The following is a 19,491-nucleotide window of genomic DNA, read 5'->3' on the forward strand; positions in this document are numbered from 1 at the left end:
TCCAAAGAAGCCTATTTTCGCTATATAAACGAAAATAGGCAGTCCGGTCTTAAACGGATTTAGATTTACCTATGGAAATTTAGATCTTTTTATAAAGCTCAAGCTGCTCAGGCGTTAAAGCCTCTTGTACTGCTTTTTGGGCCGCCGCTTTAAAAGCAGCAAGATCTGGCTGTACAAATTCCATTCCACGAGCTTCTAGAGTAGAGCGTAATTTCGCTTCATCCGCGGCAAACATGCCATGTTCATAGCGTTGCATTTGTTGACCAGCCTCTAATACGATGTCACGCAAATCAGCAGGCATGCTATTTAGCTTATCTTGGCCAATCACCACATAAATCCAACTACGAACGTGGCCAGTTAAGTTCACATACTTCTGAACTTCGTAGAAACTCGCACTATTGATCAAGCTAAGCGGATTTTCTTGTCCATCAATTGTATGCTGCTGCAAAGCGGTAAACACTTCGCTAAACGCCATTGGGATTGGTTTTGCCCCTAGTGCTTGCCACGTTTTTACAAACAGAGGTACATTAGGTACACGCAGTTTCAAGCCATCTAAATCACTTGGAGATTGAATTTTACGATTAGAGGTTAAATGACGAGGACCACGTTCAAACCAAGCAATCGGTTTCAGTCCTGTACGTTCAGAAATCTGTTCGCTGATTTCTTTACCCACTTCGCCATTTACCGCTTTTGTAAGTTGTTCAGAGCTGGTAAAAGCATAAGGAACCGCCATCAGCGCCGCTTTTGGTGCCCAGTTCTGTAGAGACTCACCCGTAATCGTCATGTCAGCAGTACCAAGCTGAATGCTATTAATAACATCCATTTCTTTGCCTAACTGCTCGTTAGGGTAAAGCTTAACGTCAATGCGACCATTTGATTTTGTTTCGGCGACTTCTTTGAATTTCAACGCCGCTTTATGCCAGATATTGTCTTCGTTAGCTGGGTAGCCAAACTTCAACGTAACATCAGCAGCTTGAGATAGCCCAGCCAACAAGATAGATGACATGACGGCGACTTTTAACATTGGTTTAATCATGGTGAACTCCGTTTTTATTATTAGATTTATACTCTAGGGTTATCAATTACTTACTCATTTCAACAAGCACTTTACGAGTAAGCTCAGGGTGGTTTTCCATTAGCTGAATACCATCGCCAATGTCGTTTAAAGCAATCCGATGGCTAATTAATGCCAAAGGATCTAAACGACCTGATGCAATCATTTCAAGCACTTGAGGAAAACGACGATTGTTAAGGCGCGAGCCCACAATCGTCAGTTCTTTCTTAATCACTTCAATTTGAGCCAAGTCACTTGGTGTTGAACTAAAGCCCAACAAACCAATACGTCCTGCAGGGCAAGCGATACGGAGAATTTCAGGTAAAAGAGCAGGAATGCAAGCAGCGTCAGCAATTAAAGGCACACCTTCGCCATTTGTCCATTCTAGGATACAGTCTTCAACTTTATTTACTCGACTATTAATGACATCCGTCGCACCAAGGGATTTCGCCGTTTCTAAGCGCTCATCAACAATGTCCGTCACGATAATGCGCTCTATGCCCATCGCTTTCGCCACTTGCACTATGGTCAAACCAATCACACCAGCACCATAAACCAGCAAGGTATCGCCTGGAATTGGCCCCATTCGAGACAACACATTAGTGGCAATAGAGTAAGGCTCGACTAAGGCCGCTTGCTCAAGTGTGACATTGTCCGGAAGCACTAATACGTTGCTTGCTGGCGCACTGGTGAACTCACCAAAGCCGCCATTACGATGAACGCCAAACACTTGTAATTTTGCGCACACATTAAAGCGGCCTGCACGGCAGGCATAACATTCACCACAGCTAATAACTGGATCAACACAGACTTTATCGCCAATTTTTACATGGGTGACGCCTTCGCCAACGGCGGAAACAACCCCCGAAAACTCATGCCCCGTAATTCGAGGAAACTGAACAAAAGGGTTCTGTCCGTGAATAATATGCAGATCCGATCCGCAAATTCCCGCAAAGGCGGTTTTAATTAATACTTCTCCAGCTTCAGCAACAGGCTGTTTGATATCAATTAAGGCATAGTCATTTACATTCGCTACTTGAAACGCTTTCATAATTTTCTACCAATTCCACAAGGTGCCATCTTCTAGGCGATTAACCGGAAGATAAGCAGGTTTATAAGGGTATTTCGCGGCAAGTTCTTCATCAATATCGACACCATGACCAGGAACGTCACCAGGCGTAAAGAAGCCATCTTTAAACTCATAAGCATGAGGAAAAACTAAATCGGTTTCCTTGGTATGTGGCATATGTTCTTGAATCCCAAAGTTAGGCACCCAAGTATCAAAATGCAGCGCTGCGCCCATACAAACAGGGGAAAGGTCCGTCGCACCATGAAAGCCTGTTTTGACATGGTAGATAGAAGCAAAATCAGCGATACGGCGTACGTTGGTAATGCCACCAGCATGGGTAATGGTTGCTCGGATATAATCGATGAGCTGATTTTGAATCAACTCTTGGCAATCAGACAAGCTATTGAAAACTTCGCCAATCGCTAGGGGAGTCGTCGTATGCTTACGAATTAATTCATAGGAAGACTGATTCTCAACGGGCGTACAATCTTCTAACCAAAATAAATGAAACTTCTCGATTTCTTTGCCTAAACGCGCCGCTTGAATTGGCGTGAGGCGGTGATGCACATCATGCAGAATATGTAGATCTTCCCCAAACTCTTTGCGAACAGCAGCAAAGAGTTTGGGAACATGATTAAGGTATTTTTCCGTCGACCAAACATTTTCAGAGGGTAAAGTAGAGTCTGCAGGCTCATAAGGTTTACCTGCTTCTTTGGAAACACCATAGGTAGTTGGTATACCTGGTATACCACATTGCACTCGAACGGCTTTATAACCAAGCTCAACATGCTTACGAACTTCTTCTAGGCAGGAATCAATATCTAACCCTGTAGCATGCCCATAGACCATCACTTTCTCACGACTTTTTCCGCCAAGTAATTGGTACAAAGGCATTCCCGCTAATTTCGCCTTTATGTCCCACAAAGCCACATCGACGGCTGCAATAGCCGTCATGCCAACAGGACCGCGTCGCCAATAAGCGCCACGATATAAATACTGCCAAATATCTTCTATTCGCTGAGGGTCTTTACCTATTAGGGTAGGGATAACATGATCTTCAAGGTAGGCAACAACGGATTTTTCACGACCATTAAGCGTTGCGTCGCCAATGCCGTAAATACCTTGGTCAGTCTCTATTTTTAATGTAACTAGATTGCGGCCAGGGCAAGTCACGATTACTTTTGCTGATCGAATTTTCATGGATAAAGGTACCTTATTATTTTTTTGGCATACCAAATTTCTATAATCGGACAAAAATAACTGAATAAATAGATTAAAACAAGCGAAAACAAAATATTGGCATACCAATATGATTTATTCTTTGTCTATGCTGATTAAAATATCGACTTCTTATACAAGTTACGTAAAAATGGCATACCAGATTATTGGCAATATAGAATCACTAAGAATCCACCATGGCAGAACGACTCTACAGAGAAATTGGCGAAAGCATTAAACAAGAGATAGCAAAATCGAACATTAAAGTTGGAGATAAATTGCCAACGGAGCGCGTCTACGCGGAACTATTTGGCGTCAGCAGAACCTTAGTCAGAGAAGCTTTTATCATGCTGGAAATCGAAGAGTTGATCGAAGTTCGAAAAGGCTCTGGCAGTTATTTAAAAAACCACCTTTCTTTAAAAGCAAACAGTAAGGTGTCAGATGTGGGTCCATTTGAACTCTTACAAGCACGCCAAGAAATAGAAAGCTCCATCGCGGCTTGTGCAGCGCTGGTAATCACAAAACAAGAATTACAAACATTACAAGACCTACTAGAAATAGAAAGCGCGGAGTTGGAGTCAGTAGAAAAAGCCAATAATGCAGACAGAGACTTTCATTTGCTAATAGCACAATCCACACAAAACACCGTACTTCTAGATACTGCAACGCGCTTATGGGATATGCGCGATGGTAACCCTATGTGGAAAAAACTTCATGCCCGCATACAGGATACGTCTTACCATGACCAATGGTTAGAGGATCACAAAAAAGTACTCGTTCAACTGCGTAAACGGAATGCGGAGGGGGCAAGACAGGCTATGTGGCAGCATTTAGAAAACGTTAAACAAACCTTGTTTAAGCTCTCAGACACAGACGCTCCAGATTTCGATGGTTATCTTTTTGCCCAACCGCACAGCTAGACATTAATAAGGTGCGACGATGAGTTCTTCTACCGTCTGATGTAATACTCGAAGGAATAACTCGCGAGGTTTATTCGGTTGAGTGGTTTTCTTACAAATCACAGCGACGCCTAAAGTATAAGACTTACTGTTAGGTGCAACCGCAAGAATGTCACCTTTGTCTACATAGGGTTGAGCATATTGCTCAGGCAAAAAGCCTATGTATTGGCCTGATAAAATGAGCGCTAAACGACTATCGTAAAAATAAGATATGGCGGTGAGGTTCATATGAGAAATTTGCTCACTCACGGCTTCATGAGGCTTTAAACCAGCATGAGTCGCAGGGTAGACGTCAGCTTGTTCTACTTGATTAACTTCAGATAAACTCGCTAATGGATGATGCTTACCGCAATACAGATGACAGTCGTCGCTGTACAAATGCACGTAATCTAAACCATCTAACTTACGATGATAAGGAATGAAACCAATATCCGCTTCATCATTTAATATCATTCTTTCTATATTTGACATGGACGATACATTAGTGGTGATGGAGACTTCAGGTGCTTCACTGACAAAACGCTGGATTAATTCAGGAAAGTGACTACGCGGATCCAAGCTCACCTTATCTGACAAAGCCAAGCGCAATTTGCCTGTCAAACTGGCATTCAAGTTATTCACTGTGGTTCGAAACGCATCCAAAGATTCCAAAAGTTTTTCTGTCATCTCATAAATAATGATGCCTTCTTCGGTCAGGGAAAATCCCCCTCGGCCACGTTTGCACAATACTAAGTTCAAGCGAGCTTCTAGGTTCGAAATATGCAAGCTAATGGTTGATCGACCAATGTTTAATGAGGTTTCCGCTGCAGAAAAGCCGCCACAGTCCACTACCGTCTTGAATACTTTAAGCTGTTTGATTTCATAATCACCAACTTGTCCTAGTGAATAGTTTTTTGCGCTCATCTCTGCCTCATTCGCCTTCGTGATTCATTATTATGAGTCAATTATCCTTCTTCTGACCTTAACAGGGTAGACACTGACATCCCTTATTCTTTGCAATTTTAGCAACTAAGTTCGTTGATCCTCTAACTTTACATTGATTGATCCTACTTTCATCCGACTTAGTGCTTGATTAAGGTTATATAGGTCGAACACTCTCATGATCTCAATAATCTGATTACTGAGAAAGTAACGTGTTTGCTCGGTTATACCTTAGAAATGGACTTTTGCCTATCGCATCTTTCATTTCGACCTTCCAGCATATTTGTTTTTGGCCTGTCTATCTATTTGGGTAGGCGGGCTTTTTTAATTTTACAAATAGCCTATTTGAAAAAGCGATTCTAGGGAGCTTAATATGTCGATCGCGTTATCCGTCCGTCAGAAACTCATCGCCATAGTGATCATGGTATCTATTGGTTATGCTGGTTTTGGCGCTTATGCCATATATAACTTGGCAAAAATGTCGAGTGCCGCCGACGATGCCAGTCAATTAAGCGCACTGACCACTCAAGTAAAGAACACTGAAGTAGTATTGTTAAAATTTGAACGCACCATGTCGGTCGTCACAACAGACAGTCTACCTCAAGTTCGAAATACACTGGCCAATATTCAACAAAATACAGCAGCAGGGTTTAATATCGAAGCAGATCTCGTCGGAAAGCGTGGCGCGCAATACCTTGAACAAAGCCAAGCCATTCTACCGAAGTATATTGAAGCGCTAGGCCAGCAACTCACACAATTAGAAGCCTTAGGGTTGGACGAAAAATCCGGGGCGTTGCGAGTGCTAAATCAATCAGCGCAAGTTCTAGAAGAGCAATTCAGCACATTGGCAAGCTTTGCAGCCAGTTTTAAAGAAGTGCGTAACCAAGAAAAGAACTTCCTAGCTTATCGAGACGAAAGTCATAGAAATAGTTTGTTTGAAGCCATTAACCAACTAAAAAACAACGTTAATAACATAGGCTTTGGGGATGTTTTTAACCCTTTTATTAAAACTTATGAAGACGCCTTAACTCCTGTTATTCAACGTGCAATGGCCATTGACTCTCAACAAATCGCACTGGCTAAGTTGAGTCATGATTTTACGGAATTAATGGATCAAAGTGCCGACTATTTACAGGGCACGCTACTATTGCAAGCTCAACAACGCTCTAAACAGACAGCACAGCAAGCACGCAATTCTTTAATCATCGCTTGTTTATTACTGACAGCCTGTATTGGCTTTGTCTTGATTGGCGTTATGCGCTCCTTAAATCAGAATCTGTTTTCTGTATTAAACGTATTAAAGCAAGTTGCACACGGCAAACTCACCTCGCAACGTTTTCAGGTGAATACCACTAAACCAGATGAATTCCAGCAGCTTTCCATCGCCTCTTATCAAATGTCGAATGAGTTGCATCAATTAGTGGGCCATCTACTGTCCAGTAATCAACACCTCATTGTCACCGCCGATGAGTTAGATGCCGGCATTCAAACCATAATTACTGGCAGTCAACGCATTCGTGATCGTAGCCATACTTTAGCGGCCTCGACAGAAGAAATTTCAGCCACAGCTGACACCGTCCGTAATATGACACAAGCGGTGGAAAGTGGCGCTCAACTGGCTTATGAATCGGCCAGTCATGGTGCGAAGACGATGGAGCAAGCCATGACCAGCATTGGTGATGTAGCAGACTCTATTCAGCAGACTAATAATCGGGTTGATCGACTGGGGGCGTTATCAAAAGAAATCGATGTGGTGATTGAGCTAATCGTTGGTGTTGCTGAGCAAACTAGCCTATTAGCTCTGAATGCTGCCATTGAAGCCGCCAGAGCGGGTGAGGCCGGCCGAGGATTTGCCGTAGTTGCGGATGAGGTCAAAGCGCTATCAGAGCAAACCGTAAAAGCGTCTGGCGACATTACCAACAAGGTAGAGAACATTCAGCGAGAGACACAAGCCGTCATTGAAGCCATGGTTCAAAGCTTATCGAAGGTTGAGCAGAGTCGGAATCAGGGTGAGAACGCGGTCACCACCATACATCAGATTGAGAAAAATACCTTAGACGCCATGAAAAACAGCCAAGAAATCAGCCAAGCGATTCAAGAAGTGGCGTTAACCACGACACAAATGGCACAAGACATGGATATCATCGCCCAAGAGATCAAAGAAAATCACTTTGCCACAGAATCCATTCAATCTGCTAACGATAATATTCACCAACAAACAAAACAATTGGCGAAACAAATCCAGGGGTTTGAACTGTCTTAATGGGCTTGAATGATTGATTCTCAAAAGTTAATTACTTAACAAGCACCAATTTAGGGCATCGACACATCGAAACGATTGTCTCGCTATTCGTTTTAAAATTTGCAAAAAATATGCATATTTTTCAATGCGATAGAATAGATTTACTCATGTTATTATTGACTTAAAATAAATCTTATCTCGCACCATATTGATGCATTGAGGCATCTTTGTGGTGCGGTTTTTTATATAGTTAGCTGATTTTAAAAGGCTTTTTAATTTTTCAATAGTTTGATGATGGCAAAACTTTAGATGGATTTTGTATGCTTTAACGCCTGTTGGCTTTTTGAAAGTATCCAATACAAGTTGTCACAACATCTGGTTGATGACCTTTTTCTGCAAACTTTGTTTATGAGGTAGTTCATGTTAAAGACGATTCAAAAAGCAAAAAAACGTTTGGTCGCAAGTTCGTTAGCAGTGGCGCTTGGCTTAGGAGCAGTGGCTTCTACCGCGGCTCAAGCAGCAGACCACAACTGGCGTTTCGCTAACCTATACAGCCGTGGTAGTGCATTCGGTGAAGTATACGAAAGCTTGGCGAAAAACATTGAAACTATGTCTGAGGGCCGAATTAAGGTCCAAGTTCTTTACTCTGGTGAAGGCGTTGGTACAACCGGTATCCTAGGTGCGGTTAAATCTGGTCTAATCACTATGGGCGCGCCTTTCCAATCTATGCACGCTGGTGAGCTTCCTGCGGGTATCGTAGAAATTGGTCTACCAGGTGGTACAGACGATGCTGCTGAATTGACAACCTTGTTCCAAGAAAAGGGATGGGCACCAATTCTTAAAGAAGCTTACGGTTCTCAAGGTCTTGTTTGGCTTGACCCATACATCCAACCTGCTGTTTATGTACTGACCAAAAAACCAATCAACTCTATTGAAGATTTCCAAGGTTTGAAGATCCGTGCACCAGGTGCTTACGGTAAATTCCTTCGTAATCTAGGCGCGTCTCCTGTTTCTCTAGCTTGGGGCGAAATCTACACGTCACTATCAACTGGTGTAATCGACGGTTCTATCGGTTCTAACATGATCGACCACCGCGACGGTAACCATGTTGAAGTAGCAAAATACATGTACCCACTTCCTCTAGCTGGCGCTCAGGTGTTACCTATCATCGTAAACCGCAGTGCTTGGAGCAAATTGTCTCCAGACCTACAAGCGATTGTTTCTGCAGCGACAACGGTTCACGCTCGTGATCAGTTGACTAAGTCTAAGCTTTGGGAATCTCAAGCGGTAGCTGAAATGGAAGAGAAAGGCCTACAGTGGAGTCCTGCACCAAGTGATGCAGATAAAGCTGCTTGGCAAGCTGCTGGTGCTGGCTTGTGGGATGAATACGCTAAATCTGACAAATACAGTGCTGAGTTGATTGAAGTACTACGTAAAGAAGCGAACTAATACTGCTTTTCATCAAAGGATTGATACAATAAACAAAGGAGACATATTTTATTGTCTCCTTTGTTTTTAATAATTTGTCATAACGCACAACCAACCCTTCCCATCCTTTTAAGGTATTACACAATGATAGAGACAGCGATTAGGCGCTATTGCCTAACCATTCATGCGCTGGTGGCCTTTGTCGGCAAATCCATATCTTATTTGATGCCGGTTTTGGCGTTTGTGGTAGCCTTCGAAGTGTTCTCACGCTACTTTCTAAACAAACCGACCATCTGGGCATACGACTTATCCTTATTTATTTTCGGTTATATTGCCGCTTTAGGTGGTGCCTACGCGCAACAGCAGCGAGCACACATCAACGTCGATATTCTTTACAACAAAGTATCGCCACGTATGCGCAGTTTGTTCAATATTATTTCTTTCTGCCTCGCCATCTTCTTTGTCGCCATTATCTGCAAAATGAGTATCGGCAAATTCGAGGAAGCCTTACAGTTTAACTATCGCCGTCAAAGTGAATGGGCACCTCATATGCACCATTACTGGGTCATGATGGCCGTTGCCAGCTTTATGCTTGGTCTGCAATTGAGCAGTGATTTATTAGAAGAAGGTTTTCATCTGATTACTGGCAAGACATTACTTCCAGATTCCATTCGAAATGTAGAGGAAACGCCTCATGATTAGTATCGAACTGCTTACCGGCGTTTTATTACTTTGTATTCTTGTCACCTTCGCGCTGGGTGCACCAGTTGGTTTGGGCCTAGGCGGTATCGCGATGGCGGTAGGTTACATCACATGGGGTGACGGCCTTTTTAATGTGATTCCTACCACTCTAGAAGCAACTCACTTTAGCTTTATCTTGTTGGCCATTCCTTTGTACATTTATATGGGCCAGCTACTAACACGCTCTGGTATCGGCGATGCTATGTTTAACGCCAGTCAGATGTTAATTGGTAAAGTACGTGGCTCATTAGCCATTAGCGTTATTATCGTATGCTCTATGATTGGTGCCATGGTTGGTATCATCGGCGCCGGTATTATGACGTCCGGCAGCATTGCTTTACGCCCTATGCTAGAACGTGGTTACAACAAACGTTTGGCCTTGGGTGTGATCATGGCAGGTGGTGGTTTGGGAATTTTGATTCCCCCTAGCATCCCAATGATCATGTTTGCTTCGGCGACACAAAACTCAGTAGGGCGCATGTTCATAGCGGCCTTGGTGCCGGCTTTAATCACCATTGTGTTACTAATCACTTATGTGGTGATTGCTTGTAAGCTGGATCACAGCAAAGCTCCTTTGGATAAAGCCCCAGATGTACCACCTACGCTAAAAGAAAAATGGTTCACTGCACGTGATGGCCTGTTGTCCTTACTACTGATTGTGGCAGTGCTAGGCAGTATTATCATGGGTGTTGCGACGCCAACAGAGTCTGGCGCAATCGGTGTCGTGGGTGCCATTTGTTTGGCCATACTGTTTAAGCGTTTTAAACCTCGTATGGTTCGTAATGCTGGCATGCAAGCAGCCTTGTTGGTCAGTGTCGCCATGTGGATCATTTTTGGTGCTACGGTCTTCAGTAACTTCCATCTTTTGATGGGGGTACAGAACATGGTTGCCAGCTTCACACAAGACCTTGGTTTATCGCCAATGATGGTCATCATTATGTTCCAGCTAATCATGTTATTGCTGGGTTTCATTATTGATGAATTCATCATTGTTTTAATGTGTGCGCCAATCTTCACACCAATTGCCGTTTCGTTGGGTTTTGATCCTATTTGGTTTGGTATCTTGATGATTCTTAACATTGAGATAGCCGTACAAACACCGCCTTATGGTTTTGCTTTGTTCTATTTGAAGGGCATCGCACCACCAGGCATCACTATGTTAGACATCTACAAATCCGTAACCCCCTTTGTTCTTATCAAACTCTTGGTGTTGATCATTTGTATGTGTTTCCCAGAGTTAGTCATGTGGTTACCGAATAAACTCATGGGATGACGATTGTATTCCTGTCACTCTAGGCGAATAAAAAATAAAAGCGGCTCTGTGATCAAAACAGCGCCGCTTTTTTAATGGCTTTATCTTTTAGTATTTTACTGGCTATGAGCCATTTTTATTGCTCAAACCGCTTTAAAATAATCGCAGCATTCACCCCGCCAAAGCCAAAACTATTAGACAAAACATAGTCGACTTTTTTGTCACGTGAAACCAACGGTACCAAATCCATATCTGCGATGCTGTCTTCCGGCTGATGTAAATTCAGTGTCGCTGGTAACGTACCAGTGAGAATACTTTGCGCACTGAAAATGGCTTCCACACCACCCGCAGCGCCAAGTAAGTGCCCAATAGAGGACTTAGTAGAAGAGACCGCCACTTTGCTCACAGAGTCGCCAAAGATACTTTTTAGCGCATTAATTTCACCACGATCACCAACAGGAGTTGATGTCGCATGGGCATTAACATAGCCAATTTGGTCAGCGCTGATACTAGCCATGGTCAAGGCGGCCGATATCGCACGCGCAGCCCCTTCGCCGCTCTCAGGGCCTGAGGTTAAATGGTAAGCATCAGCACTGGTGCCGTAACCGACAATCTCAACCAGTGGCGTCGCACCTCTGGCTAGAGCATGCTCTAGGGTTTCCATAACAATGAGACCTGCACCTTCCCCCATGACAAAACCATCTCGCTCAGAGTCAAAGGGCTTTGAGGCTTGCTCTGGGTTGTCATTATTGGTTGAGAGTGCTTTCAAAGCACCAAAACTAGCCAATGACAAAGTATCAATACACGCTTCCGTGCCGCCAGCTAAAGCTACCTTAGCTTCACCAAATCGCAGCAAACGCATAGCATCTCCTATGGCCTGAGCACCAGCAGCACACGCAGTAACAGGTGTACCAAGAGGGCCTTTGAAACCATACTTTAGAGACACATTACCTACGGCAAGGTTGGCCAGAAAGGCGGGTACTGTAAAAGGAGATATTCTTTTTGGTCCTGATTCCTGTAATGTTGTATGGGCTTTCGTAATGGTGGGGAAGCCACCTATGCCCGTACCAATCACAGTGGCCGTCGCTTGTTTTTCTTGTTCCATCTCAGGTAGCCAATTTGCCTGTTTTAGCGCTTCATCAGCGGCCGCTAAAGCAAACAATGTAAACAGATCTACTCTTTTTCTTTCTTTTGGTAACAGATAGTCGGATTCATTCAATCCATTCTCTTGCTCCGTAATACTCGGCACTTGCCCAGCGATCTTAGTTGATAAGTTTGCGGCAATGGACTCGGGTAAAGCACGAATACCAGATTCACCAGAAATCAGCCTTTTCCAAACGGATTCGACGCCAACGCCCAGTGGCGATACCAAGCCCATTCCGGTAATAACGATTCGATCTTGTGACGACATGAGTTAACCCTCGGCATTTCAAATAAGTGGTTTTGCATTTTTGATCGTTTTATTTGATCTCTGCAAAATGACCTTACCCATGCTAGAGTGAGACTTAATATGATCAAGATAATATTTTATTTTTACTGCAAGATGGCTACATTAAGGAGGGAACAAGATGCCTTATACTCAGCAACACAAGGAGCAAACTCGCCAACGTATTTTAGTCGCGGCGGCAAAATTGTTTTGCTCTAGAGGGTTTGATCGTGTGACGTTAACGCAAATTATGTCAAAAGCCAATATGACGCACGGAGCTTTCTACGCACATTTTTCCGGTAAGAGTAGCCTTTACGAAGCGGCCATGCAATTCGCAGCCTCTCACGCTTTTTGGGCACGAGACGACAAGCGAACCGAAGGCAAAGAGACTCATCTTAAGGCACTCGTGACACGTTATTTAAGTTGGAGCAAGACAGATCAAGATCATCCTTCGCCTTTGGAATTTCTTGTGACGGATGCGGCCCACAAAGAAGAAAAGGTAAGGCAGGCATATCAAGCGTGTTTCGACACCTTGGTGGAACGTTTGGCGACCATTTTAAAAAAAAGAGGTAACCCTGAGGCGGAAGCCTTAGCGGAAGAAACCGTAGTTTCGTTAGTCGGAACCGTTTCGATTGCACGCTCCATCAGTCAACCATTACAAAATGACTTCTTGAAACGGGCACATGAACGCATTGTGTCTAGATTGAAAATGGCTTGAATGATCACCTTTATAGCGACATAGCAACATAGCGACATAGCGACATAGCGACATAGCGACATAGCGACATAGCGACATAGCGACGATGATGTCTCGTTATTATAAATAAAACAGACAAGATCAATAAGATAAAAGCCATGTGTTTCACGTGAAACACATGGCTTTTATCTTATTCTTTCTGCGGACTATGAATCAGATAGAAGTTCACCAACAATCCGAATTAACTAGTCTGTTTCATTGCCTTTGTTTTCGTACCAGCGCATGATAATTGGAGCAATTTCATCGCCAGAAACAAAGAAGTGACCGTTTAATAAGGTCTCTCTTTGATTGTATCGAAATGGTTTTCCTTCTGGCGTCACCAGCATACCACCCGATGCTTCAATAATCGCCTGTTGCGCCGCCGTATCCCATTCACTGGTGGGGCCACGACGTAGGTGTAAATCTGCAATCCCTTCTGCAATGCGACATCCCTTAATTGAACTGCCTTTTGGCAACTCTCTGACTTGCTCATAATTGGCTTTTAGCGTGTCTTTTAAATCAATAGGCAGAGCAGGGCCATGACTGCGACTGGTCATGACAATAATAGGCTCTCTTGGCTCTCTGACATTAATGGATTCATACGTCGCTTCTCGTTCTACGTCGTCATGCCATTTAATCGCGCCAACCGGCAAGTCTCGCCAAGGTTCCGTTACGCCAAAGTAACCTTCTGATGTGGTTGGCAAATACACCATGCCAACAATGGGTTTGCCATCTTGCACTAATGCAATGTTAATGCTGAATTCACCATTTCGCTTAATGAACTCTTTGGTGCCATCTAAAGGGTCAACGATCCACAGGCTTGGCCATTTAACGCGCTCTTCAAATTTAACCGTCTCTTCCTCAGACAATATTGGTATGTCAGGTGTAAGTACTTGCAAACCCGCAATAATCACACGGTGAGCTGCTAAGTCAGCCGCCGTCACAGGGCTATCGTCCGACTTCTGTTGAATTCCTAAATCGGCACGTTGATAAATTTCCATGATCGCTGTGGCTGCATCGTGTATTATTTTTTGTAGCGCTTGAAAAACGGGGTGTTGATTAACGTCCTGCATAACAGCCTCAATATGACAACAATATAGGTCAATGTATTCCTTATGAGTAAAACAGAAAAACAGTCAGAACTACAAGCTGTTCGTTTAGATAAGTGGCTTTGGGCGGCACGATTCTTCAAAACTCGCTCACTCAGTAAAGACGCCATTGACGGTGGTAAGATTACATACAATGGCAGTAAGGGCAAAGCCAGTCGTAATGTTGAAGTCGGCGCTTTGATCGGCATTCGAATAGGCTGGGATGAGAAGGTCGTCGAAATCAAAAGCATTAGTGGGCAAAGAAGAGGCGCGCCAGAAGCAAGGCTGCTTTATGAAGAAACACCAGAGTCCATTGAGAAACGGGAAAAAAGAGCATTGGAACACAAGTCTTTTGGTGGTCGCATCATGGCAGATCATAAACCAAATAAGAAAGAGCGTCGTGACATCAAACAGTTAAAACAAGACATCTTTGGTGGCATGGATTAACAAACACTCTATCTATATGTATCCGCTTATACGTTGCTAATAAGACCCTGTGTTGCTCTATTAAATACGCACATAGCTAAATACGCACATAGCGACCGTCTTTATTTTCTAAGCAAGCATTCAACTCTAATTCCATGAGTGCTTGCATTAACCCACTTGCATTGAGCTTAGTCGCACGAGCCAATTCATCAAAGTCCATTGCTCTTGCTTGATCCTCGATACAGTTAATGATCTGTTTCGCATTTGATGAGAGTGATTTTGGAATCTGCTTAGGCTTGTTATCTTGTTTGAAGAGAACCGCCTGTCCAGCACAAGCCTCCGATGAAGAAGCCTGTGTCAGCCTTTCTTCGGCAGTAGGCGCATCATGCTCCGTCGTCCTATTCATTGGCAAACAGTCATTAGGGCACTCATCAAGAATGTCTTGAACGTTACGAACCAGGGTCGCGCCTTGACGAATAAGCTGATGACAGCCTGCTGAATTCATATCGTTAATCCGACCAGGTAAGGCAAACACTTCTCGATTCTGTTGTAGCGCATAACTGGCGCTGATCAGTGAACCACTTTTGAGAGACGCTTCAGCCACCAGTACCCCCATGCTCAAACCGCTTATGATTCGATTTCTTGGGGGAAACAAGCTAGGTTTTGGTGTTGTTGTTAGTGGGTATTCACTTATTAGCAAACCTCCCTGATCTAATAGTTGTTGAAACAATAAGGCGTTCTTTTGCGGGTATAAATGTTTGAGTCCTGTCCCCATCACGGCAACACTAGGGGTCTGGTTAGAGGCTAATGCGCCTTGATGCGCTGCGGTATCGATCCCCATTGCCCCACCACTAACAATGGCAATGCCCAACGCTGACAATTCATAGGCCAGATGAAATGCCATGTCCCGTCCATAACTTGAACAGCGTCTTGCACCGACAATGCCAAATTTAGGGACGCTCAATGCTGTTAAACTTCCTTTTGCATACAGTAACACAGGGGCAACACTAATTTGTTTTAACGACTCTGGGTAGGCAGGATGTGTTGGTAAAATAAGATGATGATTCTGTTGCTCTAGCCAAGCAAGAGAGTCCTGACGTTTCTTTTCTTGCACATCGCTCAAGCTGCCTGTTGTTAAATACGCCATGGCTTCACGAGCGGTGACATCTGGCCATTTCAAAGATCTCAAAACATCATAAGATAATACGTCGTCAATTTGCTTAGCTGGCGGATGACTAGTAGCATGCGGATCATCCGATGCTAAAGTGTGCACGTCAGAGAGTTTTGAATCCTCTACTTCTATATGCATTACATAGGTGAATAGGCGAGAGAGACGAGCAGGGCCAATACCGGATAAAAAGCTCAAGCAAAGCCAATCTTCTTGGCTCAATAGGGAAGGGCTAGACATTTTTCGCATCCTTGCAAAACGAGTATTTGCTATTGGCATCCTGCCAAGTCGCATTTTGGTGATTCTATATGATTAAAATAGAGCACAACTATCAAACCCATTGAATCATATTGGGTAAAAAACCGCCACGAGAAGACTGCCCAATCCAACTACATGCGTTACAATACACCTATTAACCTATGCAGCGCATGGAGACTAAATCTTTCACGTTTTGTTCTCCTTTTGCCTGCCAACATATTTAGAAGAGATTATTGGAATACATCATGGCGGTTTTACCTGTACTTGAATACCCAGACCCACGCTTACGCAAAGTAGCGGAACCTGTTAGCGATTTTACGGATGAGTTGCAAACTAAAATCGATGACATGTTAGACACCATGTATGATGAAAATGGCGTTGGTTTAGCGGCGACTCAAGTAGACTATCATTATCGAGTGGTTGTGATGGATCACTCTGAAGAACGAAATCAACCCATCATTTTTATCAATCCTGAATTTGATGTTTTAGATGATGAGCCAAATGAATTTCAAGAGGGTTGCTTATCCGTTCCAGGTTTTTATGAACACCTGTATCGTGCCGCAAGAGTCAAAGTGAAAGCCTTAGATCGACATGGCAAACCATTTGAAATGGATGTTGATGAGCTTATGGCCGTATGTGTACAACACGAAATTGACCACCTAGATGGAAAATTGTTTGTTGATTACTTATCGCCACTTAAGCGTAATCGCATTAAAAGCAAGCTCGAGAAAGCCCATAAACTCGCTCAGAAAAACGCAAAATAGCAAAATTCATTGTCGTCCAGTTATTATCCTGCGACATAGAAAACAGAAAGAGCATTTGAACTTCGTGAGCATTATTTTCACGGTAAATCGTTATCAAAATCAGGCCTCTGGCCTGATTTTTTCGTTAAGGAATCCACATGACATCTTCACAACTTCGCATTGTTTTTGCTGGAACACCCGATTTTGCAGCGGCCAGTTTACAGGCTTTGATTGCGCATAAAGACCAGAACCAATATGAGTTAGTGGGTGTTTACACCCAACCAGATCGCCCTGCAGGTCGAGGACAGAAACTGGTGCAAAGCCCAGTGAAGCAATTGGCGGTTCAGCATAACATCCCGGTTTACCAGCCCATTAACTTCAAACAAGAAGACGATAAAAAGCAGTTGGCTGAGCTAAATGCCGATATCATGATTGTGGCCGCGTATGGCATCATTTTGCCAAAGGACATTCTAGAGACACCGAAAATGGGTTGCATCAATGTACACGCTTCCTTGCTGCCTCGTTGGCGTGGGGCAGCTCCAATTCATCGCGCTATTATCGCAGGAGATGAGTTAACAGGAATTACCATTATGCAAATGGACGTTGGACTCGATACCGGCGACATGCTGCTAAAAGCAGAATGTGAAATTGGCACTACGGAAACCTATGCTTCACTGCATGATAGATTAGCCACGTTAGGGGGAACGGCACTGATTGACGCCTTAGAAAGGCTGAAAGTGTCTGAGATAACCCCTGAACCCCAAGACGAAGCCAGCACGTGTTATGCGGCTAAACTCACCAAGCAAGAAGGTAATCTTGACTGGTCTCAAACTTCTGTGTTGCTTGCACGTCAAGTAAGGGCATTGTCACCTTGGCCAGCAGCCTATACTTATAGCCAAGTGGGCAGTATGAAAATTCATGCTGCAAGCAGCTTAAATTCATCGTCAGTGTCCGCAATGTTAACCTCCAATACAGAGCAACTTACTGCTGGCACTATCCTGAAAAGCGATAAGAGTGGTGTCCTTGTTAGCACTGGTGAAGGCAGCGCATTACTGATTACTGAATTGCAGTTTGCTGGAGGTAAACGCATGAAGGTACAAGATGCTCTAAACGGCAAACACAAAACCGCAATAGAGGTTGGTAAGCAATTCAGCTCCACTGAACAGGCAGCGCAATCATGAGTCAAATAGAACAAGTCTCAACACAAACTCCTCGCCAAGTCGCGATACAAGTGTTAACCAATGTCTTGCTTCAACAGGGCTCCCTAAGCACACAGCTAAACCGATTACAGGGACAGCTGGCCGCAGACCAACAAGCCCTGCTAAAAGAGTTTTGCTTTGGCGTTTGTCGCCAATACCCAAAACTTAACAGCATAGCTCTGAGCTTGTTAGCGCATCCTTTTGAAGAGAAGGATACAGATCTTTATACGATCCTTCTTTTAGGTCTATATCAATTGTCCTACATGAAAACGCCAGATCATGCTGCAGTAAATGAGTCTGTCGAGGCCTGTCGAGAACTTAACAAGGACTGGGCAACCAAACTCATTAATGCCGTCTTACGGCGTTATCAACGAGAAGAAATTGAGATTATCGATAACCTTAAGCAAATGCCTTCGATTGAATTCAATCACCCCAAATGGCTCGTTAAGCGTTATAAAAAACATTGGTCGGAAAACTTTGAGCAGATAATTGAAGCCAGCAATGCTCATCCGCCAATGTGCATTCGAGTTAATCTGGATAGAGTTTCACGTGAAACATACCAGTCGACATTAAGTGAATTAGGTATAGAAACAAAAATTGGTCGTTTATCAAAAGCTTCTTTGTACCTAACTAAAGCCGTATCTGTAAATCAATTACCAGGTTTTGAAGATGGCCTCTGCAGCGTACAAGATGAGTCTGCGCAATTGGCTGGTGAGATATTAAAGCCGACCATGGGCGAAAGGTTACTTGATGCTTGCGCTGCACCAGGAGGCAAAACAGGTCACTTGCTAGAATGCATGAGTTTTTCTCAAAGTGAAAAGACCAGCAGTCAAATGGCAGATCAAAAGAGCAGCTGTCAATTTCCCTCTCTAACGGCCATTGAGTTAGAAGAGTGGCGTCTTGAGAAGATCGAATCCAATCTAGAGCGTCTTGGTTATTCTGCCGAGTTACTTTGTGCAGACGCTTCCAAAGTCACCGCTTGGTGGGACAATCAAGTCTACGACAAAATCCTTCTCGATGTGCCTTGTTCCGCTACAGGGGTTATTCGCCGCAACCCAGATATTAAACTCAATCGTAAACCTACGGACATTGAAGAGCTGACACACATACAGAAAAACATTCTTAGTGAGATATGGGCGACACTAAAGCCGAAAGGCCATTTGCTCTACGCAACGTGCTCTTTAATGCCAGAAGAAAATGAACAACAAATAGCGGCATTTTTGTCTGAACACGTAGATGCTAAGGAAGTGGCTTTAGATCATTTGAATGCAGACTTAGCTCTCAATTGGGGGCGGGATGTCAGTCATGGTAAGCAATTATTTCCGACTCTAAATGGAAACGATGGTTTCTATTATTGCTTACTACAGAAGTCCGCTTAAGACGAGCTAAGGAAAGCAGAAATACGATTTTTTAACTTCAGTCTTTCCTAGAGTTGGTTATAAACACAAAGCGATCAACAGCAAATCGTAACTTAAAAAGCCTCTTAACCTCACTCCATGAGACTCTGTGTTTCATGTGAAACACAGTTAAGAGGTTTTTTATATTCATGGAAACAGATTCAAA

General features: G+C 43.6%; 17 protein-coding genes. 10 read left to right on the forward strand and 7 right to left on the reverse strand.

Annotated features, from left to right (window positions below):
• Positions 1 to 79: 79 nt before the first annotated feature.
• The 3 genes from ACHUFM_RS06075 to manD are packed head-to-tail and all read right to left on the reverse strand — an operon-like array spanning position 80 to position 3,323.
• Positions 80 to 1,036, reverse strand: coding sequence for a TRAP transporter substrate-binding protein (locus ACHUFM_RS06075; protein WP_394180564.1), 957 nt, complete (start codon positions 1,034 to 1,036; stop codon positions 80 to 82).
• 46 nt (positions 1,037 to 1,082) lie between these two features.
• Positions 1,083 to 2,105 carry a Zn-dependent oxidoreductase gene (locus tag ACHUFM_RS06080; RefSeq protein ID WP_394180566.1) on the reverse strand — a complete coding sequence of 341 codons (1,023 nt, stop codon included), beginning with the start codon at positions 2,103 to 2,105 and terminating at the stop codon, positions 1,083 to 1,085.
• A 6-nt stretch (positions 2,106 to 2,111) separates the two neighbouring features.
• The gene (gene manD / locus ACHUFM_RS06085) at positions 2,112 to 3,323 is read right to left on the reverse strand and encodes a D-mannonate dehydratase ManD (protein WP_394180568.1); all 1,212 of its coding nucleotides are present in this window, start codon (positions 3,321 to 3,323) and stop codon (positions 2,112 to 2,114) included.
• A 215-nt stretch (positions 3,324 to 3,538) separates the two neighbouring features.
• On the opposite strand from manD, the gene ACHUFM_RS06090 reads away from it, so the two are divergent.
• Positions 3,539 to 4,261: an FCD domain-containing protein gene (locus ACHUFM_RS06090; RefSeq protein WP_394180570.1), complete on the forward strand. Its 723-nt coding sequence runs from the start codon at positions 3,539 to 3,541 to the stop codon at positions 4,259 to 4,261.
• Positions 4,262 to 4,264: 3 nt separating this feature from the next.
• On the opposite strand, the gene ACHUFM_RS06095 is transcribed toward ACHUFM_RS06090, so the two are convergent.
• Positions 4,265 to 5,203 (reverse strand): LysR family transcriptional regulator, encoded by a 939-nt coding sequence (locus tag ACHUFM_RS06095; protein WP_394180572.1) that lies wholly within the window; start codon positions 5,201 to 5,203, stop codon positions 4,265 to 4,267.
• 391 nt (positions 5,204 to 5,594) lie between these two features.
• On the opposite strand from ACHUFM_RS06095, the gene ACHUFM_RS06100 reads away from it, so the two are divergent.
• The 4 genes from ACHUFM_RS06100 to ACHUFM_RS06115 all read left to right on the forward strand — a co-directional run bounded on the left by ACHUFM_RS06100 (position 5,595) and on the right by ACHUFM_RS06115 (position 10,905).
• Positions 5,595 to 7,484 (forward strand): methyl-accepting chemotaxis protein, encoded by a 1,890-nt coding sequence (locus ACHUFM_RS06100; protein WP_394180574.1) that lies wholly within the window; start codon positions 5,595 to 5,597, stop codon positions 7,482 to 7,484.
• Between the two features lie 399 nt (positions 7,485 to 7,883).
• Positions 7,884 to 8,912: a TRAP transporter substrate-binding protein gene (locus ACHUFM_RS06105; protein ID WP_113873094.1), complete on the forward strand. Its 1,029-nt coding sequence runs from the start codon at positions 7,884 to 7,886 to the stop codon at positions 8,910 to 8,912.
• A gap of 123 nt (positions 8,913 to 9,035) precedes the next feature.
• On the forward strand, positions 9,036 to 9,593 hold the full coding sequence (locus tag ACHUFM_RS06110; protein ID WP_394180577.1) for a TRAP transporter small permease subunit: 558 nt from the start codon (positions 9,036 to 9,038) through the stop codon (positions 9,591 to 9,593).
• Complete coding sequence (locus tag ACHUFM_RS06115; protein WP_220150969.1) at positions 9,586 to 10,905, forward strand: TRAP transporter large permease; 1,320 nt, start codon at positions 9,586 to 9,588, stop codon at positions 10,903 to 10,905. Before ACHUFM_RS06110 ends, ACHUFM_RS06115 begins: the two co-directional genes overlap by 8 nt.
• Positions 10,906 to 11,020: 115 nt before the next feature.
• Here ACHUFM_RS06115 and fabF read toward each other — a convergent pair whose 3' ends face one another.
• Entirely contained in the window at positions 11,021 to 12,295 is a 1,275-nt protein-coding gene (gene fabF, locus ACHUFM_RS06120) for a beta-ketoacyl-ACP synthase II (RefSeq protein WP_394180579.1), read from the reverse strand.
• Between the two features lie 157 nt (positions 12,296 to 12,452).
• On the opposite strand from fabF, the gene ACHUFM_RS06125 reads away from it, so the two are divergent.
• Positions 12,453 to 13,028, forward strand: a complete 576-nt coding sequence (locus tag ACHUFM_RS06125) for a TetR/AcrR family transcriptional regulator (RefSeq protein ID WP_394180581.1) — start codon at positions 12,453 to 12,455, stop codon at positions 13,026 to 13,028.
• Between the two features lie 224 nt (positions 13,029 to 13,252).
• On the opposite strand, the gene cysQ is transcribed toward ACHUFM_RS06125, so the two are convergent.
• A complete protein-coding gene (gene cysQ / locus ACHUFM_RS06130; RefSeq protein ID WP_394180583.1) occupies positions 13,253 to 14,119 on the reverse strand; it encodes a 3'(2'),5'-bisphosphate nucleotidase CysQ in 867 nt (288 codons plus the stop codon).
• Between the two features lie 42 nt (positions 14,120 to 14,161).
• On the opposite strand from cysQ, the gene ACHUFM_RS06135 reads away from it, so the two are divergent.
• Positions 14,162 to 14,581: an RNA-binding S4 domain-containing protein gene (locus ACHUFM_RS06135; RefSeq protein ID WP_394180585.1), complete on the forward strand. Its 420-nt coding sequence runs from the start codon at positions 14,162 to 14,164 to the stop codon at positions 14,579 to 14,581.
• Positions 14,582 to 14,657: 76 nt separating this feature from the next.
• Here the strand turns inward: ACHUFM_RS06135 and dprA are convergent, their stop codons facing one another.
• Positions 14,658 to 15,968 (reverse strand): DNA-processing protein DprA, encoded by a 1,311-nt coding sequence (gene dprA / locus ACHUFM_RS06140; protein WP_394180587.1) that lies wholly within the window; start codon positions 15,966 to 15,968, stop codon positions 14,658 to 14,660.
• Between the two features lie 263 nt (positions 15,969 to 16,231).
• Here dprA and def point away from each other — a divergent pair, with 263 nt between their 5' ends.
• From def to rsmB, 3 genes are all read left to right on the forward strand, one after another.
• Positions 16,232 to 16,750: a peptide deformylase gene (gene def, locus ACHUFM_RS06145; protein ID WP_394180589.1), complete on the forward strand. Its 519-nt coding sequence runs from the start codon at positions 16,232 to 16,234 to the stop codon at positions 16,748 to 16,750.
• A gap of 137 nt (positions 16,751 to 16,887) precedes the next feature.
• Complete coding sequence (gene fmt, locus ACHUFM_RS06150) at positions 16,888 to 17,910, forward strand: methionyl-tRNA formyltransferase (protein ID WP_394180591.1); 1,023 nt, start codon at positions 16,888 to 16,890, stop codon at positions 17,908 to 17,910.
• Positions 17,907 to 19,307, forward strand: coding sequence for a 16S rRNA (cytosine(967)-C(5))-methyltransferase RsmB (gene rsmB / locus ACHUFM_RS06155; protein WP_394180593.1), 1,401 nt, complete (start codon positions 17,907 to 17,909; stop codon positions 19,305 to 19,307). Before fmt ends, rsmB begins: the two co-directional genes overlap by 4 nt.
• Positions 19,308 to 19,491: the final 184 nt, after the last annotated feature.

Origin of the sequence: Marinomonas posidonica, assembly GCF_043643765.1 — a bacterium.
Classification (GTDB): Bacteria; Pseudomonadota; Gammaproteobacteria; order Pseudomonadales; family Marinomonadaceae; genus Marinomonas; species Marinomonas posidonica_A.

Excerpts from the sequence above, each read along its gene's own strand:
- manD (WP_394180568.1), bottom strand. The coding sequence starts at position 3,323 with ATGAAAATTCGATCAGCAAAAGTAATCGTGACTTGCCCTGGCCGCAAT.
- dprA (WP_394180587.1), bottom strand. The coding sequence starts at position 15,968 with ATGTCTAGCCCTTCCCTATTGAGCCAAGAAGATTGGCTTTGCTTGAGC.
- ACHUFM_RS06090 (WP_394180570.1), top strand. The coding sequence starts at position 3,539 with ATGGCAGAACGACTCTACAGAGAAATTGGCGAAAGCATTAAACAAGAG.
- ACHUFM_RS06110 (WP_394180577.1), top strand. The coding sequence starts at position 9,036 with ATGATAGAGACAGCGATTAGGCGCTATTGCCTAACCATTCATGCGCTG.
- ACHUFM_RS06115 (WP_220150969.1), top strand. The coding sequence starts at position 9,586 with ATGATTAGTATCGAACTGCTTACCGGCGTTTTATTACTTTGTATTCTT.
- ACHUFM_RS06125 (WP_394180581.1), top strand. The coding sequence starts at position 12,453 with ATGCCTTATACTCAGCAACACAAGGAGCAAACTCGCCAACGTATTTTA.
- ACHUFM_RS06135 (WP_394180585.1), top strand. The coding sequence starts at position 14,162 with ATGAGTAAAACAGAAAAACAGTCAGAACTACAAGCTGTTCGTTTAGAT.
- ACHUFM_RS06075 (WP_394180564.1), bottom strand. The coding sequence starts at position 1,036 with ATGATTAAACCAATGTTAAAAGTCGCCGTCATGTCATCTATCTTGTTG.
- fmt (WP_394180591.1), top strand. The coding sequence starts at position 16,888 with ATGACATCTTCACAACTTCGCATTGTTTTTGCTGGAACACCCGATTTT.
- ACHUFM_RS06095 (WP_394180572.1), bottom strand. The coding sequence starts at position 5,203 with ATGAGCGCAAAAAACTATTCACTAGGACAAGTTGGTGATTATGAAATC.
- cysQ (WP_394180583.1), bottom strand. The coding sequence starts at position 14,119 with ATGCAGGACGTTAATCAACACCCCGTTTTTCAAGCGCTACAAAAAATA.
- fabF (WP_394180579.1), bottom strand. The coding sequence starts at position 12,295 with ATGTCGTCACAAGATCGAATCGTTATTACCGGAATGGGCTTGGTATCG.
- rsmB (WP_394180593.1), top strand. The coding sequence starts at position 17,907 with ATGAGTCAAATAGAACAAGTCTCAACACAAACTCCTCGCCAAGTCGCG.
- def (WP_394180589.1), top strand. The coding sequence starts at position 16,232 with ATGGCGGTTTTACCTGTACTTGAATACCCAGACCCACGCTTACGCAAA.
- ACHUFM_RS06080 (WP_394180566.1), bottom strand. The coding sequence starts at position 2,105 with ATGAAAGCGTTTCAAGTAGCGAATGTAAATGACTATGCCTTAATTGAT.
- ACHUFM_RS06105 (WP_113873094.1), top strand. The coding sequence starts at position 7,884 with ATGTTAAAGACGATTCAAAAAGCAAAAAAACGTTTGGTCGCAAGTTCG.
- ACHUFM_RS06100 (WP_394180574.1), top strand. The coding sequence starts at position 5,595 with ATGTCGATCGCGTTATCCGTCCGTCAGAAACTCATCGCCATAGTGATC.